The 14732-nt window shown below is 69.5% G+C and carries 15 protein-coding genes; 11 read left to right on the top strand and 4 right to left on the bottom strand.

Annotated features, from left to right (window positions below; translation table 11 throughout):
* The first annotated feature begins 9 nt into the window (after positions 1 to 9).
* On the top strand, positions 10 to 600 hold the full coding sequence (locus tag DP939_RS01730) for a TetR/AcrR family transcriptional regulator (RefSeq protein ID WP_158578428.1): 591 nt from the start codon (positions 10 to 12) through the stop codon (positions 598 to 600).
* A 112-nt stretch (positions 601 to 712) separates the two neighbouring features.
* The gene (glnII, locus tag DP939_RS01725; protein ID WP_113978033.1) at positions 713 to 1726 is read left to right on the top strand and encodes a glutamine synthetase; all 1014 of its coding nucleotides are present in this window, start codon (positions 713 to 715) and stop codon (positions 1724 to 1726) included.
* Positions 1727 to 1757: 31 nt separating this feature from the next.
* On the opposite strand, the gene DP939_RS01720 is transcribed toward glnII, so the two are convergent.
* Positions 1758 to 1982, bottom strand: a complete 225-nt coding sequence (locus DP939_RS01720; RefSeq protein WP_113978030.1) for a hypothetical protein — start codon at positions 1980 to 1982, stop codon at positions 1758 to 1760.
* 357 nt (positions 1983 to 2339) lie between these two features.
* Here DP939_RS01720 and DP939_RS01715 point away from each other — a divergent pair, with 357 nt between their 5' ends.
* The 9 genes from DP939_RS01715 (at position 2340) to DP939_RS01670 (ending at position 12720) form a co-directional block, all read left to right on the top strand.
* Positions 2340 to 2825, top strand: coding sequence for a hypothetical protein (locus DP939_RS01715; protein ID WP_147267822.1), 486 nt, complete (start codon positions 2340 to 2342; stop codon positions 2823 to 2825).
* Positions 2826 to 3803: 978 nt separating this feature from the next.
* A complete protein-coding gene (locus tag DP939_RS01705) occupies positions 3804 to 5156 on the top strand; it encodes a PucR family transcriptional regulator (RefSeq protein WP_113978022.1) in 1353 nt (450 codons plus the stop codon).
* An 85-nt stretch (positions 5157 to 5241) separates the two neighbouring features.
* Positions 5242 to 5721 (top strand): VOC family protein, encoded by a 480-nt coding sequence (locus DP939_RS01700; protein ID WP_263972286.1) that lies wholly within the window; start codon positions 5242 to 5244, stop codon positions 5719 to 5721.
* 617 nt (positions 5722 to 6338) lie between these two features.
* The gene (locus DP939_RS01695) at positions 6339 to 7394 is read left to right on the top strand and encodes a BMP family ABC transporter substrate-binding protein (RefSeq protein WP_113978016.1); all 1056 of its coding nucleotides are present in this window, start codon (positions 6339 to 6341) and stop codon (positions 7392 to 7394) included.
* Positions 7369 to 8988, top strand: a complete 1620-nt coding sequence (locus DP939_RS01690; RefSeq protein WP_113978014.1) for an ABC transporter ATP-binding protein — start codon at positions 7369 to 7371, stop codon at positions 8986 to 8988. The genes DP939_RS01695 and DP939_RS01690 overlap by 26 nt, the downstream gene beginning before the upstream one ends.
* A complete protein-coding gene (locus DP939_RS01685; RefSeq protein WP_113978012.1) occupies positions 8985 to 10088 on the top strand; it encodes an ABC transporter permease in 1104 nt (367 codons plus the stop codon). Before DP939_RS01690 ends, DP939_RS01685 begins: the two co-directional genes overlap by 4 nt.
* 7 nt (positions 10089 to 10095) lie before the next feature.
* A complete protein-coding gene (locus DP939_RS01680) occupies positions 10096 to 10995 on the top strand; it encodes an ABC transporter permease (RefSeq protein WP_199564899.1) in 900 nt (299 codons plus the stop codon).
* Positions 10992 to 12023, top strand: a complete 1032-nt coding sequence (locus tag DP939_RS01675; protein WP_113978009.1) for a zinc-binding dehydrogenase — start codon at positions 10992 to 10994, stop codon at positions 12021 to 12023. The genes DP939_RS01680 and DP939_RS01675 overlap by 4 nt, the downstream gene beginning before the upstream one ends.
* A gap of 55 nt (positions 12024 to 12078) precedes the next feature.
* Positions 12079 to 12720, top strand: a complete 642-nt coding sequence (locus DP939_RS01670) for a class I SAM-dependent methyltransferase (RefSeq protein ID WP_113978006.1) — start codon at positions 12079 to 12081, stop codon at positions 12718 to 12720.
* Positions 12721 to 12724: 4 nt separating this feature from the next.
* Here DP939_RS01670 and DP939_RS01665 read toward each other — a convergent pair whose 3' ends face one another.
* The 3 genes from DP939_RS01665 to DP939_RS45940 all read right to left on the bottom strand — a co-directional run bounded on the left by DP939_RS01665 (position 12725) and on the right by DP939_RS45940 (position 14719).
* Positions 12725 to 13381, bottom strand: a complete 657-nt coding sequence (locus tag DP939_RS01665) for a thymidylate synthase (protein ID WP_225877994.1) — start codon at positions 13379 to 13381, stop codon at positions 12725 to 12727.
* Complete coding sequence (locus tag DP939_RS01660; protein WP_147267821.1) at positions 13381 to 14169, bottom strand: hypothetical protein; 789 nt, start codon at positions 14167 to 14169, stop codon at positions 13381 to 13383. The genes DP939_RS01665 and DP939_RS01660 overlap by 1 nt, the downstream gene beginning before the upstream one ends.
* A 277-nt stretch (positions 14170 to 14446) precedes the next feature.
* On the bottom strand, positions 14447 to 14719 hold the full coding sequence (locus DP939_RS45940) for a hypothetical protein (RefSeq protein WP_158578427.1): 273 nt from the start codon (positions 14717 to 14719) through the stop codon (positions 14447 to 14449).
* Positions 14720 to 14732: the final 13 nt, after the last annotated feature.

The raw sequence follows: 14732 nt of genomic DNA, 5'->3' as shown, positions 1-14732 counted from the left end.
ATCGGAAAAGTGCCCGACGACACGAGGAGCCGTCTGATCGACAGCGCGCTCACTCTGCTGCGCAGCGAAGGTCTGGAGGCCGTGACGCTGCGCGCCGTCGGGGACCTCACCGGCCTGTCCCGAACAGCTCCTTACCGTCATTTCGCCGACAAAAACGCCTTGCTGGCCGCGCTCGCAGCCCAGATCATCTCCGACCTGACGGCGTACGTCTCCGAGGCGGTCCTGCGCGAACAGGGCTCCCAGGCCAGGCTGCACGCGTTCTATACCGGCTACGTGGACTACGCGGTGACGCACAAGGAGGAGTACCGCCTGGTCTTCGCGCCGGAGTTCCTGGCGGGCACCCATGCCGAGCTGGAGGCGGCGATCGACGCGGTGATGACGACGTTCGGGGTGCAACCGCCCGCGGCGGACCGCTCCGCGTCGATGGCGGCGCTGCTGGCCCTGCTCTGCACCGCGCACGGCCTGGCCGAACTGGCCACAACCGGCCACATCGCCCACCGGGGCGTGGCCACCGCCGCCGTCATCGACACGCTGGTGACCGGCCATCCCCTGACCCACACCAACGCCAACGCCAACGCCAACGACCAGGCGGTCTCCTAACGGATGCCGTCGGTAACTTCACATGCTGGTTACATTCGGGCAACAGCTGAGAAATCGCCCGTTGCCATCGTTGGGCCTGGCGAAAAGGACCCACGACCGAACGGACCACAGCGTGAGCTACAAGGCTGAGTACATCTGGATCGACGGCACCGAGCCCACCGCCAGGCTGCGCTCCAAGACCAAGGTGCTCCCGACCGGCGCCGAGCCGCCGTACTGGGGATTCGACGGTTCGAGCACCAACCAGGCCACCGGGCGCACGTCCGACTGTGTGCTGCGGCCGGTGTTCACCTGTCCCGACCCGATCAGGGGCGGCGATGACGTCCTGGTGATGTGCGAGGTGCTGTACCCGGACCTGACCCCGCACCCCTCCAACACCCGCGCCGCCCTCGCCCGGCTGGCCGAGCGTTACGCGGACCAGGCCCCGATCTTCGGGATCGAGCAGGAGTACACGTTCTTCAAAGACGGCCGGCCGCTCGGCTTCCCGTCCGGGGGCTTCCCCGCGCCGCAGGGCTTCTACTACTGCGGCGTCGGCGCCGACGAGGTCTTCGGGCGCGAGGTCGTGGAGAAGCACATGGACGCCTGCCTGGACGCCGGGCTCGCCATCTCCGGGATCAACGCCGAGGTCATGCCGGGCCAGTGGGAGTTCCAGGTCGGGCCGGTGGGCCCGCTGGAGGTGGCCGACCAGCTCTGGGTCGCCCGGTGGCTGCTGTACCGGGTCGCCGAGGACTTCGGGATCTCCGCCACCCTCGACCCCAAGCCGGTCAAGGGCGACTGGAACGGCGCGGGCGCGCACACCAACTTCTCCACCAAGGCCATGCGCGAGGGCTACGACGCGATCATCGCCGCCTGCGACGCGCTCGGCGAGCGGGCCCAGGAGCACATCAAGGGCTACGGCGCCGAGATCGAGCACCGGCTCACCGGCATGCACGAGACCGCGCCGTGGAGCGAGTACAGCTACGGCGTGTCCGACCGCGGCGCCTCGGTGCGCATCCCGTGGCAGGTCGAGGCGGACAAGAAGGGCTACATCGAGGACCGCAGGCCCAACGCCAACTGCGACCCGTACGTCGTCACCGGCCTCATGGTCGAGACCTGCTGCGCCGCCCTGGAGAAGGCCGGCCTGGTCTGACCCGCCCACCGGGCCTGATCCAAGGGCCGGGTCACCACGCCTCCAGCGGGAGTTCGTGCGAGGCGGCCAGGTCGAAGAGCACCCCGCCGTCGCTGAGCCGGACCACCTGGACGTGCTGCGCCCGCCCCACCTCGCGGTGGCGGCGGGCCGCCTCGTAGGCGAACTCGGCGAAGTGGTACCGGTCCGAGGTCGTGGAGTCGGGCGGCGGGAAGGTGCAGCGGACCTCGAAGCGGTCGGGCGGCCAGACGGTTATCATCGTGGGCCCGGCACTCCTCCATCGCGAAGACCTTGTCATGTGCGCCTCTCCTGTCACTCGGGCAACACCCGGGGGACAACTATGACGGGTCTGCGCGGGTCACAGGAGGTATGGGCGAGGTCGATGGGCGATCGTAACCGGGACTTCATGATTCTGCTCGAACAGTGATCATTCCTCGTTCCCCGCGTCACATTCACGCGGCGGTCTCCGTCATCGAAAGCGGGATTCTCGATTAGGCCGCGCCATCGTGGGCAGTGGGCCAGGACCCGACGAGAAAACCACAGCTTTCGTCAGGAAACTGTCAAGAAAACGCGGAGGAATCGCGCGGCAATCGCGGGAACCCGAGGAGTGGGATCAATGGCCTTGCTGGGGCTGCTGTTCATGGTCGTCGCGGTGGCGGCCGGAGTCGTGGTCATCACCACGGACACCACCGCGACGACCACATCGATCACGGTGATGGACACCACCGTCCAACTCAGTGCTACGGAGGTATTTCTCACGGGCGTCGCGGCGGCCGTCGTGTTCGTCATCGGCCTGGCGATGATGAGCGGCGGACTGCGCCGGTCCCTGACGCTCCGCCGGGACCTGCGCCACTCGCGGGGCGAGGCCCGCAGGGCCCGCCGCCTGGAGCAGGAGAAGCGCGAACTCGAACGTCGCCTCGACGACTCCAAGGCCCCCGACACGGCGGGCAGGCACGCGGCTCCGGACGGCTCGTCCGCTCCGGCCGTCCCGTCACAGCGCCCGGCGGACCCGGCTCCGTCCCAGCGCCCGGCGACCTCGGCCGCCGAGGAGAGCGACCGACTGGTCGCCGGACGCCGTAACCGCACCGACCCGACCGCCTGAGGGCAAAGCCTCGAAGCCGGCAGGCCCCCGGACCACCGCGGGGGGCCTGCCGGTTCGTGTTGTGGGCCCGGAGCACGACGGCGGGCGGGCCGCCCGGCGTACGCGAGGCCGCGTTCCGGCGGGCCGCGGGGGGCCCGGAAACCCCGGCGGGGCCGGGGTTTGCGAAGTCGGCCGGAGTCGGCCGGGACCGAAAACGCATGTCATGTGGCATGTCACAGGTGACGACATCACCGTCTGAGGACTTCTGTGCTCCTAGCACAGAGTGTCATCCCAGGTCGTATGGGATTTTCGCAGTCGTGGCACGAGCGGCTTGGCAGGGCGTGGAAGGCGGGATGGGCGAGGCATCGGCGGTCTTCGCCACGCGATCGCCGGCGAAAGTGGCGTCGGGGGACTTGGCGCGGGGTACACGGGCGTTACGCCGGTAGAAAGCGAGCCCGGTGGAAAGCGAGCAGGGACGCATCGTGGCGGTACGCGGTGGAGGCGGGCGAGGCGAGGCCGTTCGGCGACGCACGCCCTCACGCCGTGCGGCCGCTCCCCTGCGGCCGGTGTGGCCGGTGCGGCCAGTGCGGTCCCTGCGGTCACTGTGGCCGGTGTGGTCAGTGTGGCCGGTGTGGTCAGTGTGGCCGGATGCGGACGTCCGGGCGGAAAACGGAGGGCCGGTGCGTCCGCCCGGAGCGCGGTGGACCATCATGGCCGGATCAAGCCCGTCGGAAGCGCCGCGCTCGATCACCGCGATCGGGCCGTCGCCGTCCCCCTCAGCGAGAGTGCCAATGCCCCAGCTCACGGCCTCCCCGGCGACCTCGGCGGGGCGTGGCGTGGCCGTACGCCGCCCGCCCGGCCACACTTGCGTTCCTTCCTGTTACGTGAACGTATTGTCACACCTCGATAAGGATGTCCTAAAAGACGATAGATGCGAAGAATTATCCCTAGATACCGTCATCTGTGGATAGGCGAGGGCGGCCAGAGCATGGAGGGTGCATGGACCGGCTGGGCGTAGGCGGGAAGCTGGACGGGCTGACCGCCGGGTCCGAGCGTGAGCTCGGCCGTCCCGCGAGCCGTTCCCGGGGGCCGGTGGATCCGGGTGACCATCGGGTGCGACCCGCCGAAGCGGCGACCCCGGCCGAGGCCGCGACCCCAGGGCCCGTGACCCCAGGATCCACGAACCCGGGGCCCGCGAACCCCACGAGCCTCGGCCCCGACGGCGTCTGCCCGGTGGACATCGAGACGTTCGCCACCGAGCTGAACGAACTCGCGCTCGGCGGCGAGGGCTGGAAGGCCGTGCTGGCCAGGGTCGCCGAGCGGACCGGCCGGGCGGCCCGGCTGATGGGCGTGCACGGCGGCGTGTTCGCCGCGACCGACGGCGGCGACGCGATGATGAGCCCCGCCGAGGTCGCCAAGGTCTTCGCCGAACGCGAGCCGGTCACGGTCACCCTGGAGGACGGCTGGTCGGCCCGGGCGCTCGCGGTGTGGGCCGGGCAGCGGCGGGTGGGGCTGCTGCTGCTCGCCGAGCCGGTGGACGACGGACTGCTGGCGCTGCTGAAGGCGTCCTCCACGGCGGTCGCCATCGAGGCCGTGCGCAGGGACGCCGCCGCGACCGCCACCGCCGAGACCGCCAGCCGCCTCATCGACGAACTCCGCTTCGGCGCGCTGCGCGGCACTGATGAGCTGACCAGGACCGCCGCCAGGTTCGGCCTGCGGCTCTCGGAGCCGCACGCGGCCGTCGTGTTCGACTACGGCGGCCCCAACCGGCGCACCTGGTCCACCGCGCTGTCGTGGCTGGAGATGCCGGTCCGCCAGGAGGACACCCGGGGCTGGACCGTGCTCGGCGGCGGCGACCTGGCCCGCGAGATCACCAGGATCCGGGTGCGGCTGCAGGGCATGGTCGGCGACGGCACGGTACTGGCCGCCACCGGGCCGGTCGTGAACGACCCCAGGGAGACCGCGCGCTCGTTCCGCGACGCCGAAGTCGTGCTCGGGCTGCTGCGCCGCCGTACCGGGGAGACCGAGCTTTTGCACTCGGCGCTGGGCCTCGCGCAATTGCTGCTCGCCGTACCGCCGGACCGGCTGCGCGCCTTCGTCGACCAGCAACTCGGCCCCATCATGGACCGCCCCGAACTCATCCTGACTTTGGACGCCTGGCTCGCCACCCGCGGCAGCCGGGCCAATGTCGCCGAACAACTCCATCTGCACCGCAACTCCGTCGGCTACCGCGTCGGTCAGTTACGCCAGTTGCTGGGCACCGATCCACTCGACCCCGAGGCGGCGCACCGGCTGCGAACCGCGCTCACCGCCCGTGAACTACTGGACGTCTTCTCGCAACGAACCCCCTGATGAACTGTGGACACTCGGACCAACGCGCTGATCGACGAAACGACGAAATTAAGAACCACCGGAGTGAGCAATGGGTGTCACAGGGATGAACCACGCGGTGCTGTACGTGAGGGACGCCCGCCGTACCGCCGACTTCTACCGGGAGATCCTCGACTTCAGGGCCGTCATCGAAGACCCCGGCGGCCGGTACTGCTTCCTGCGGGCGCCCGACTCGGGCAACCACCACGACCTGGCGCTGTTCACGATCGGTTCGGGGGCGGGCGACTCACAGGCCGGGCAGCGGACGGTCGGGCTGTATCACATCGCCTGGGAGGTCCGCACGCTGGCGGAACTGGCCACCGCCCAGGATCGGCTGGCCGCCGCCGGCGCGCTGGTGGGCGCGAGCGACCACGGCGCGAGCAAGAGCCTGTACGCCAAGGACCCCGACGGTTTGGAGTTCGAGGTGATGTGGCTCGTTCCAAGTGAGCACTGGGGCGCCGAGGAGCACGAGGCGATCATCAGGCCGCTGGACCTCGCCGCGGAGCGCCGCAAGTACGCCCAGCAGGCGGAGGGCGCCGCCGAGTGACCGGGCGTCCGCCCATCTGATGAAAAAACGATTCCAAATTGTGCTTGCGCGATCCATCGCTTCTGAAGCAGCACCGAAAAGCCACTCGATAATGTGTTCGCGTTAGAACGAGTTACCTACACCCTTGACTACGGAGCCAACGGGGGACCATACGGGAAGTGATCGGCCGTGCGTGCGCCGCGCGTCGGGATCATGACCACGATCTTGAAAGGAGATGGCACGCCGCGAAAACCCCGGAATATCCACCTTAACCGGCTGCGGCCCACAAATGATCGCTCGCATGGTATAAACCCCTACGATGGAGAAACCCATGACAGAACACATGTGGCGTTTCGTCGACTTAGCCTTCACCGAAATTTCGTCGAGCGCCGAGTGTCGCGTCTACACCGGAGACGTACTCCAGCGCAAGCTCCGGCGGATTGGTGAAGGGCGCACACCGAACGCTCCTCACTCCAGGAACGCGAACACGTGAAATCTGTCGGCGCACCCGGCCGAGGCGCCCGCGATGGGCGTCATCGCCGTGTCGGCTGCTGTCATGGGCACGGCATCTTGGTATCCCGGTGGGGGGCCGAACCCGAGTCGCGAGACTGACCCCCACGTCCTTGGAAGGCATTGCGATGAAATCTTCAGCACGGGCAACCCTCGCGATCCTGGTCGCGCCCGCATTGCTGCTCACGGCTTGCGGAGGCGGGAGCGACCCGCAGAACAGCAAGCTGACCGGCGCGAACGCGAAGGGGCAGCCGGACGTCAACGGCGACGGCAAGGTCGTGATCGGTGTGCTGAGCATCGGCGACACCCACGACAAAGGCTTCTTCCAGAGCTTCGTCGACGACGCGAACACCATCGCCCGATCCAACGGCTGGGAAGTTCGCACGATCGACAACCTGAAGGCGTCCGACGCCAAGAACCAGGCCCTCAACCTGTGCAGGCAGCGCGTGGACCTGATCGCCATCGGCTCGGGCGACCTTGGCAGCGCGCTCGACGCCGCCCCTGAGCCCACCTGCAAGGACGCCAACTGGTACCTGAACGGCGGCGCCGGCCAGATCAAGCAGACGAAGTACTTCAACCAGTCGCTGGACAGCGTCAACCAGACCCTCTACACCGCCGGTTACGCCGCGGGCCTGGAGCTGAAGGAGCTGAACGCCACCAAGGTCGGCTTCATCACCGGCCCCGAGGAGGACTACGCCAAGCAGGCGGTGAAGGCGTTCACCAAGGGCGCCCAGGCCGTCGTGCCGAACGCCGAGATCATCTCCGCCTACACCGGCAGCTTCGACGACGCCGCGGTCAACATCGCGTCCTTCGACGCCATGAAGGAGAAGGGCATCAAGGTCGTCTACCCCTACCTGGGCGGTGCGACCGACGCGGTGACCAAGAAGGCCAACGAGGCGAAGATCCCGGCGCTCAGCTCCGGTACCGACCGCTGCCAGGACACCACCGTCAAGTACGAGATCTCCGTCGTGTTCGCGCCCGGCGCGTTCTTCGCGGCCGCCCTGCAGCGGTTCCAGAAGGGCGACCTGAAGATGGGCGAGGCCACCCGCTACGTCATCGGCAAGGACCCGGTCCCCTCGGTCAAGTTCTGCAAGCCGGTGGCCGACCAGGCCGAGAAGATCACCGAGCTGATGAAGAGCATCGGCGGCGAGACGTTCGATGTCGACAAGGCCGTCGACGGATAGCGGCGACACCGCCACCGCCGGGACCGCCGCGACGGCGGCCCCGGCGCCGGCGGTGGAGCTGACCGGCATCACGAAGCGCTTCGGCACCGTCGTCGCGTGCGACGACGTGCACCTCAGCGTCCAGCGCGGCGAGATCCACGGCCTGCTGGGCCAGAACGGGGCGGGCAAGAGCACCCTGATGAAGATCCTCACCGGCCTGGTCCACCCGGACTCCGGCCGGATCGCGATCGACGGCGGCGAGGTGTCGATCTCCGACCCGCTGGTCGCCGCCGGGCTCGGCATCTCCATGGTCCACCAGCATTTCAGCCTCATCGGCCGGATGCGGGTGTGGGAGAACGTGACGCTGGGCGAGCGCGGTCACATCGATCGCGGGTCCGCGCGGCGTCTGGTCACCGAGGTCGGCGACCGGTACGGCCTGGCCGTGGACCCCGACCGGGCCGTGGAGGACCTGACCACCGGCGAACGCCAGCGGGTCGAACTGATCAAGTGCCTGCGCCGCGACCCCGACCTGCTGATCCTGGACGAGCCGACCTCCGTGCTGACGCTCAAGGAGTCGCACGAGCTGTTCTCCGTGCTGCGCCGCGTCACCAAGGAGGAGAACAAGACGGTCATCCTGATCAGCCACAAACTCGACGAGATCCTGCATGCCACCGACCAGGTGACGATCATGCGTTCCGGCGCGGTGGTGGCGCGCCGGCCGACCGCGGACACCGACGTGCGGGAGCTGGCCAGGGAGATGGTCGGCCGCGAGGTGTCCAGGCTCACCGCGGGTTCCGCCGTCGGCGCGCTCGACGCGCTGGTGGAGGACACCGAGGCCGCCGAGAAGGAACAGGAGAAGGACGAGGAGCGGGAGGTCCGGCTGCGCATCACCGACGCGCACGCCACCGGCCGCGACCGGCGCCCCCTGCTGCGCGGCCTGTCCCTGGAAGTGCGGGCCGGGGAGATCCTGGGCCTTGCGGGCGTGGAGGGCAACGGGCAGGCCGCGCTCGGCGACCTGCTGTCCAGCCTGCTCGAACTCGACAAGGGCACCGTCGAGGTGTGCGGCAAGACGGTACGCCCCGGGCGTCCGGGGGCGATGCACGCCGCCGGGGTCGGCGTCGTACCCGAGGACCGGCACATCTCCGGCTGCGTGCTGGACATGTCCCTGGCCGAGAACCTGGCCATGGCCGACCTCGGCGAGGTCGCCAGGGGCTCGTTCGTCAGCCCGCGCCGGCTGCGCTCCCGCGCCGAGAAGCTGATCAGCGAGTTCGGCATCGCCGCGCCCGGTCCCGACATCCAGATGCGCCGGCTGTCCGGCGGCAACCAGCAGAAGGTGGTGCTGGCCAGGGAACTGGCCGCCGATCCCAAGGTCCTGGTGGTCGCCCAGCCGACGCGCGGCCTGGACGTCGGCGCGATCGAGTACATGACCGAACGGATTCAGAAAGCCGCGGAATCGGGGATCGCGGTGCTGCTCATATCGACGGAGCTGGAAGAGATCCTCACGCTGGCGCATCGGGTCGCGGTGATCCACCGGGGCGCGATCGTCGGCGAGATGACGCGCGCGGAGGTTGATGTGGAACGGCTCGGCATGATGATGGGCGGTCAGGCGGCATGACCGCGCTCACGACGCGGCTCCCCCGGATGGTCAAGCCGGCGGCGCTGCACACGCTCCTGCTCTACGCGGCGTCCTTCACGGTGGCGCTCACCCTGGCCGGCGCCCTGGTCACGCTCACCGGCCACTCCATGTCCGAGACGGTCTACGCGCTCTACCAGGGCAGCCTGGAGGGCGGCGGGTCCATCGGGCTCAGCATCGACGAGGCGACCCCGCTGCTGCTGGTCGCGCTCGGCGCGATCGTCTGCGCCCGCGCGGGCATCTTCAACATCGGCCAGGAGGGCCAGCTCCTGATCGGGGCGCTGGTCGGCGCGGCCGTCGGCCTGTACCTGCCGGGCCCGAGCTGGATGGTGATGGTCGCCTCGCTGCTCGGCGCCGCGCTGGGCGGGGCGCTGTGGGCGGGCATCCCCGCCGTCATGTACTACTGGCGCGGCGTCAACGTGGTCATCGGCACGCTGCTGATGGTCTTCGTCGCCGCCCAGCTCGCCATGTACGTCGTCACCCAGGAGCACCTGCTCCAGGAGGACGGCGAGGCGGGCGCCCGCTCGCCGCAGTCCAACCTGCTGTCCGAGGGCGTGATGCTGCCTCGCGTCGGCGAGTACCCCGATCTCAACATGACCTCCGGGGTCTTCGTGGTGCTGGCCGTCACGGTGGCGATCGTGCTGCTGCTGCGCTACAGCACCTGGGGCTTCCGGCTGCGGATGCTCGGGCACAACCCGGCCGCCGCGCGGCGTTCCGGCGTACGGGCCGCGGTGCTCGGCGGCGGCGCGCTGCTGATCTCCGGCGCGTTCGCCGGGATGGCCGGCGGCATCATGCTGAGCGGCACCGTCGGGCGCTTCCAGCCCGGCATGGCCGACAACGTCGGCTGGGAGGGCCTGCTGGTCGCGCTGGTGGCGCGCAACCATCCGGTGGCCGCGATCCCGGTGGCGCTGTTCTTCGGCGGGCTGCGCGCGGGAGGCGGGTTCCTCGCCTCGACCGGCGTGCCCCGGTACCTGGTGTCGGTGGTGACCGCCCTGCTGGTGATGGCCGCGGTGTTCCCGGCGGCGTACGCGGAGCTGAGCAGACTGCGCAAGCGCAACAAGCCGGCCGTGGTGGAGGGATGAGCGGCCTGTGAACGATTTCGAGCTCATCCTGGGCAGCGCGGTACGGCTGGCCGCGCCGCTCATGTTCGCCGCCATCGGCGAGTGGATCGCCGAGCGGGCCGGCACCCTGAACATCTCCGTCGAGGCGATGATGCTCGGCGGCGCGTTCACCGCCGTGACCGGCGCGGTGGCGACCGGGTCGCCGGAGTTCGGGCTGCTGTGCGGGATCGTCACCGGCCTGGTGGTCGCGCTGATCCACGCCAACCTGAGCCACCGGCTGTCGGTCAACACCTACGTCGTCGGCCTGACCCTGAACGTGCTGGTCCTCGGCCTGACCAGCTACCTGGCCGACAAGACCGAGTTCTTCCAGGTCGCCAAGGTGGCGATCCCCTGGCTGTCCGACCTTCCGATCATCGGGTCGGCGCTGTTCGACGTCCGCTGGACGACGTACCTGCTGATCGCGCTGATCCCGCTGGCCTGGTGGCTGGTCCAGCGCAGCCGGTGGGGGCTGGAGGCGCGGGCCGCCGGGGAGAACCCGCAGTCGGCCGACGTCACCGGCATCCACGTCAACAAGCGCAGGCGGCAGGCGCTGCTGATCTGCGGGCTGCTCGGCGGCCTGGCCGGGGCGCACCTGGCGGTGGCCGAGGTCGGCACCTTCAACACCAACATGACGGCCGGGCGCGGCTACATCGTGCTGGCCGCGGTGATCTTCGGCGGCTGGACGCTGCGCGGCGCGCTGGCCGGGTGCCTGCTCTTCGGCGCGGCCGACGCGCTGCGGCTGGCCCTGCCCGCGCTGGGGTACGAGCTGAACGCCCAGTTGCTCATCGCCTCGCCGTACCTGCTGGCGCTGGCCGCCATGTTCTTCCTCGCCAAGAGCCATCGCGGCCCGGCCGCGCTCGGCGCACCCTTCGTCCGAGGTATCACGTGAGAGCGATCCAGTACGACACTCATGGCGGCCCCGAGGTGCTACGGGAGGTGACGATCCCCGATCCGCGCTGCGGGCCGTCGGACGTCCTGATCGAGGTACGGGCCACCGCCGTCAACCGGCTCGACGCGTTGCAGCGGCACGGGCCGGGGCTGCTGCCCGGGTTCACGCTGCCGCACGTACCGGGCAGCGACGTGGCGGGCGTCGTGGCCGAGGTGGGTTCACGGGTCACCACGCGGTCCGTCGGGGAGCGGGTCCTCGTCGATCCGTCGCTGCACTGCGGGGTGTGCCTGGCCTGCGAGCGCGGTGACACGACGTACTGCAGCGGCCTCCAGGTCGTCGGCGGCACCCGGCCGGGCGGGTACGCCGAGCTGGTCGCGGTACCGGAGACGCACGTCCATCCGGTGCCCGCGCACATCGAGTTCGAGGAGGCCGCCGCCGTACCCACCGTGTACGGGCTGGCCTGGCACGCGCTGACCGTGCGCGGCGGGCTGCGCGAGGGCGAGACGCTGCTCGTGCACGGTGCGGGCAGCGGCATCACCATCGCGGCGGTGCAGATCGCCAAGCGGCTCGGCGCGCGCGTCATCGTCTCGTCCGCCTCGGACGAGAAGCTGGCCAGGATGACCAAGCTGGGCGTGGACGCGACGGTGAACCACGCCACCGGCGACCTCGCCGCCCAGGTCCGCGACGCCACCGGCGGGACGGGCGCGGACATCGTGCTCGACCACGTCGGCCCCGCGCTGTTCCAGGAGTCGCTGTCCGCGCTGCGGCTGCGCGGACGGCTGGTGTTCTGCGGCAACACCACCGGCGTGGTCGCCTCGTTCGACGTGACGGACGCCTACCACCGCGGGCTCACCCTGATCGGCGCGGAGATGTACGGCTACGAGTCGTTCGGGCAGATGCTGGAGTGGTACCGCCAGGCGGACTGCGAGGCGGTGATCGACTCGGTGTTCCCGCTGGCCGAGGCGGCGGACGCGCACCGGCGGCTGGAGGGCGGGGAGGTGTTCGGAAAGATCCTGCTCACGATCTGAGCGCGCCGGGTAGCTTGGGGTTCCGATCAGCTCACGCCGCCGGAGGAACCCGCGAATGTCCGCTGCCGGAGACGCCCTGCACCGGATGGTGTTCGGTCTGCTGTCCATGGTGCCGTCACGCGGTCAGGGCCGGCTGCTCGGGCGCTACTTCGACTGGTGGCACCGCAACCCCGACCCGTGGAACTACCACGGCGAGCCGTACGAGAAGTACAAGCACAAGCGGACCATCGAGGTGCTGCCCGCACGGCCGTACGCGCGGATCATCGACGTGGGCTGCAGCGAGGGCACGTTCACCCACCTGGTGGCCGCCGCCTACCCCGAGTCGGAGACGGTGGGGGTGGACATCTCGCGGCGGGCGCTCGCCCGCGCCGAGTCCGGCAAGGACACGTCGAGCGCGAGGTTCCTCGCGCTCGACATCCTCAACGAGTCCCCGGGCGGGTCCTTCGACCTGGTCTTCTGCGCCGAGACCCTGTACTACCTGGGCCGCTCGGGGCGGTTGCGGCAGGCGTCGGTACGGCTGGCCGGGCTGCTCGCGCCCGGGGGGCTGCTGGTGCTGACCCACCCGTGGCCCGAGGCCCGGCGGCTCTACCGGTGCCTCGACGCCGATCCTGCGCTGCTCCGGACGGCGGAGCACGTCGACGACGGGTCCGGCAGGCCGTTCGCGATCACCATCTACCAGCGGCAGGCCGCCGGATAGGTCGCTAGGACGCCTGACGTAGTTCGCTCACCTCCCGCAGCACGGCCGCGACCGCCTCGGTGTCGGCCAGGTAGATGTGCGGCACGTCAACGAAGATCCGCAGCGGCCCGCAGGGCAGCCGCAGCCGCTGCGCGACCCCGGCCTGCACGTCGCGCAGCGGCAGATAGTTGAGGTAGCTGGTGTAGGCGTTCTGTGAACGAAACGCGGCCGTCGCCACCAGCCTGCCCGCCCGCACCCGGAACGCCAGCCCGGACAGGCACGGCACCGCGTCGAACGGCTCTCCCGGGGTGGTGAGCGACAACCACCCGCTCTTGCTGTACGGCCGGGCGCGCAGCAGGTCGATGACCCACGCGAGCTGGTCCACTCCCTGCAGGCCGCGCAGCCGCGCGCCATAGCTGTACTTGAACGGCGGTATCACCGCGCGCCTGGTGAACTTCCGGGTGTACAGCGGGATGAGCCGCCGGTCACCGTACGCCGCGACAACCGGGTCGTCCCAGCGCACGTCCTCGATCTCGAAGAGCACGGCCGGGGCCTCGATGATCGGGCCTCGGTCGTCCTCGGCGGGCCTTCCGGTAGCCCAGACATGGTCCAGCAGCCAGACCCACGCCTCCCCACAAGACTTCCATTGTCGGATCCCCGCCTGAATGTCGGGGTTGGGCATCACGTCTCCATATTCGGGAACTGGTAGGGATTCGATGGGAGTCTGCGCCGGCGCGAGACGTTGGCCCGCACGTAGTACATGAGGTAATGCAGGAGGGTCAACAACCCGATCACCAGCACAATGAGGAACGCGCTCGGATCACTCCCGCTCAAACCGAGCGCGCCGACCGCGATGTACGTCCCGTTGACCAGCGCGAGCGCCATCACATTGACCCCCGGCCACGCGAGTGGCGCGTAGGTCTCCGGATAACGGGCGTCCACCGGCAGGTTCGGGGTCCAGCCGAGCGCTTCGAACTGCTCGTTCAGCCGGACCACGTACAGCAACCGGAAATTGTTGATCGCCCGCGCGGCCCGCATATGCGCACTGACCGCCTCGATCATCCGCAGGAACGGCACGACGCTGAGCAGCCCGAACGCCATGGTCAGCGCGAACACGTACCACGGCACCCCGGACCACGCCGTGAGCGCCCCCGGCTGGATGACCTTCGCACTCGCCAACGCGATCGTCGCGGCGAACGGCGCCGACAACAACGCCATCGCCAGCCGGGTCATTTTCAGCCGCTCATCCTTGGCGGCGAGGTAGACCGAATATATCCCGGCGAAATCGACGGCCAGCAGCTGGACGAAATGGGAAGGTTCGACGGGTAGGCCGCCCTGCCCCGGCGGTAATGCCGCACCGCCGCTCCGTGGCAGCGTCCTCCGCATTACTGGCCAACCCCAAAACCGCTCCGACATGCTGGTCAGCGGACCGCCCAACGCCCCAGGACGCCACACGGTCGGCTCCACCATTATTAACCACTCTGGGTGGTGCTGCGTGGTCAGAACACCTTTTCTGGATAATTCCGCATAGCTAGGTTTAGCTAACCCGAAAACCCACCACGATCAACCCCCATTCCGATCAAGAAGCCCCCACCCCCGCCCCGCCCCGCCCCGAACACGCTTCACACGAGAAGGCACGCTGACACGCCCAATCGCCTTCGCTCCGCTCAGCCGCCTTCCCCATGCCGGGCTCCGCCCGACGCCAGCGCCACCACCTCAGCCTCGGCCGGCGCATGACCGGCGGCGATCACTCTCGGAACCAGCAACGTGACATCGAGCCAGGGCGGGCCCGTGCATCCATCGACCAATCGACGGCCCGCACCCGCCCGATGTCGTCAATCAGCAGGTTCCCCGCGTGCAGATCAGCATGAACGAGAATCGGACCTTCAAGCGCGGCCACATCCAGCTCCTCCACCAGCGGCCGGTACGATGCGAACCTGGAAGGTGCCGCCGCCAGCATCGACCTGGCACCGTCCACCAGTCCGGCGGCCTTGCCGATGGCGGAGGGTATGGCGGCCACTACCGCAACTACT

This window comes from Spongiactinospora rosea (assembly GCF_003315795.1).
In the GTDB taxonomy this organism is placed as follows: domain Bacteria; phylum Actinomycetota; class Actinomycetes; order Streptosporangiales; family Streptosporangiaceae; genus Spongiactinospora; species Spongiactinospora rosea.
Note: the sequence above shows the minus strand (reverse complement) of the source record. Positions and strands in the feature narration are given on the sequence as shown.